Genomic DNA, 2,782 nt, shown 5'->3' with positions numbered 1-2,782 from the left:
GGGCGCGCTTGGGGGCGGTGGGCCCGGGAGGCCCGGGGGCCGGTAGGCCCGGGGGCCGGTAGGCCCGGGGGCCGGTAGGCCCGGGGGCCGGTAGGCCCGGGGGCCGGTAGGCCCGGGGGCCGGTAGGTTCGGGGGCCGGTAGGCCCGGGAGGCTCGGGGCCCGAGGCGCCCAGGCGGGCATGCGCGCGTAGCGCGGGGCGACGTCCACGGCGAATCCTCGCGCGCGGCGGCACCGGCACCGACGACGCAGGCGCTGGTGCAGCGCAGGGGCGGTGCGGGCCCCGGCGGGCGGCGCGTGGCGCAGCGCGATCGGCCTGAGCCCGGCCGCTGCAGCGCGCGGATGCGGCAGCCCACAGCTGCAGCTCCGCGCGCCTGCGGCCTCGGCCGGGGGATCAGCCCGTGCGGAGGGTGACGGCCATGGCCTCGACCGCGAGAAGGGGGGCGACGTTGCGTTCGATCGCGTCGCGGCAGGTCAGGACGGCCTCGATGCGGCGGAGGGTGGTCTCCGGGGAGGACTGCGCGGCCACGCGCTCCACGTTCGCGCGCAGATCCTCGTTGGCCAGATCCGTCGCCGCGCCGAACTGGAGCGCCAGGACGTCGCGGTAGAACCCCGCCAGGTCGACCAGGGCCAGGTCGAGGCTGTCGCGCTGGATGCGGGTGGCCCGGCGCTTCTGGCGGTCCTCCAGCTCCTTCATCGCGCCCGCCGTGCCGCGCGGCATCCGGCCGCCGACGCCCGCCGCCGCGCCGAGCGCGGCCCGCAGCTCCTCGGTCTCCTTCGCGTCCACCTCGTCGGCGACCTGCTTGGCCTCTGCCGCGGCCGCGTCCACCAGCGCCTGGGCGCCGGCCAGGCACTTGCCGAGATCCCCGACCACCATCGGCAGCCGCAGCACCTCCGCCCGGCGCGAGCGCGCCGCCTCGTCCTGTGCCAGCCGCCGGGCCCGGTCGATGTGCCCGTGGGCCGCCCGCGCCGCGAACACGGCACGCTCCGGGTCCACGCCGTCGCGCCGAATCAGCACGTCAGCGACCGCGGACACGGGAGGCGTGCGCAGCACGAGCAACCGGCAACGCGAGCGGATCGTGGGCAGCGCGTCCTCGACGCTCGGCGCGCACAGCAGCCACACCGTGCGCGGTGCCGGCTCCTCGATCGCCTTGAGCAGGACGTTGGCCGCGCCCTCGGTCAGGCGGTCCGAGTCCTCCAGGATGATCACCTGCCAGCGGCCGCCGGCGGGCGACATCGAGGCGTTGCGGACCAGCTCCCGCGTCTCCTTGACGCCGATGCTGAGCACGTCCGTCCGCACGGTCTCGACGTCCGCGTGGCTGCCCACCAGCGCCGTGTGGCAGCCCTCGCAGAAGCCGCAGCCCGGCACCCCGCCCAGGTCCAGGTCGGGCGAGGTGCACTGCAGCGCCGCCGCGAAAGCACGGGCGGCCGCCCCCATGCCGGAGCCGGGCGGACCGGTGAACAACCACGCGTGCGTCATCCCCGTCGCACCGGTGGCGGGCCACTGCCCCGTCACCACGGCGCGCGCCGCCCGAGCCGCGGAGACCAGCTGCTCCACCACCTGGTCCTGCCCGACCAGGTCGTCCCACACGCTCACGTCACGCCGCCGCTCTGCCACTGCCCACCGGACCGACCCGCCGCCGCTTCGCAGCTCGCTGCGGCGGGTCCACTGTCTTCACTGCCTCGCAGCCTAACGGCCGCCACCGACAACCGACGCCGCCCAGCCGGGCCCGCCCCGGCCATCGGCGCCCGGCCGTCAGCGCCCGGCCGTCAGCGCCGAGCGTCGCCGCCGTCCGCGCCCTGATCCTGCTGCGGGTGCTCGGCGTGCCACTGCGCCCACTCCTCCTTGGTGCCGAGGAGCTGGTCGGTGAGCGACGGCAGATCGTCGAGCGGGGTCTCCTCCGCCCAGTCGTAGCGGCTGGTGCGCGAGCCCGACCCTGGCCGGGAAGCGCCCGCCTCCGGCTCGACGGCCGGGATCTGCGCCGTCTGCGCCTCGGACCCCGCCGCGCCGGGCTCGGGACGGAAGAGCCAGTCGGGCACCTTGTCCTGGACGCTCTCGGCACTGCGCGGAGCGGCCTCCCGCCATGCGCGCGGCAGCGGCTGCTGCGCACGCGGGTCGACGACCGGCAGCACCGCCGTCTGCTCGGCTGGCGACCCGGCGTCGCCGGCCTGCGCCTTCGGCTCCGCGCCGCCCTGCGCCCCGCCCTTGCGGGAGAACCGAGGCAGGCGGGACTTCTTCGGCGCGGCCTCCTCGGCGGGCGCGGCCGAGCCGACCACGGGGGGCTGCGCCGGCATCGGCGGCAGCACCATGGTCTCGTCCGCCGTCCCGGCGGGGGCGCTCGGCGCGGAACGGTCCCCTCCGAGCACGGGCGCGCGCGTGCCCGTCGGCGACGTGGCGTCGGAGCCCGACCCACGGGGGTCCTGAACCACCGGCAGCGCGGCTGTGGTCTCCACCTCGTCCTCGTCCGCGTCGTCGCCCTCGTCCACGACACGGGGCAGGACGGCGGTCTCGTCCGCCCCGGAGCCCGACACGCGCGGAAGGACCGCCGTCTCGTCCTCGGTGACAGCCCCGCCACCGATCCGCGGCATCTCGGTGGTCGCGTCCTCGGCGGCGCCACGGCCGCCGTCACGGTCCTCCGTCACGCGCGGGATGACGGCCGTCTCGTCGTCGGCCGCCGGCCCGGCGGCGGACTCGGCGCCGTTGCGCGCTATGCGCCCGTCCGCGCCGCCGCCCTCGGCCCCGTCGGCTCCTGACGTGGCCGCCTTGCCCGCACCCGCAGCACC

The 2,782-nt window shown here is 77.6% G+C and carries 1 protein-coding gene and 1 pseudogene; both read right to left on the bottom strand.

Features of this window, described 5'->3' with window-relative positions; genetic code table 11:
* Positions 1-392 precede the first annotated feature (392 nt).
* Positions 393-1,595, bottom strand: a complete 1,203-nt coding sequence (locus TR48_RS38330) for a DNA polymerase III subunit delta' (protein WP_042375603.1) — start codon at positions 1,593-1,595, stop codon at positions 393-395.
* 173 nt (positions 1,596-1,768) lie between these two features.
* Positions 1,769-2,782: pseudogene (locus TR48_RS38325) on the bottom strand (hypothetical protein); the annotation flags it as partial.

Source organism: Streptacidiphilus neutrinimicus (genome assembly GCF_000787815.1).
Classification (GTDB): Bacteria; Actinomycetota; Actinomycetes; order Streptomycetales; family Streptomycetaceae; genus Streptacidiphilus; species Streptacidiphilus neutrinimicus.
Note: the sequence above shows the minus strand (reverse complement) of the source record. Positions and strands in the feature narration are given on the sequence as shown.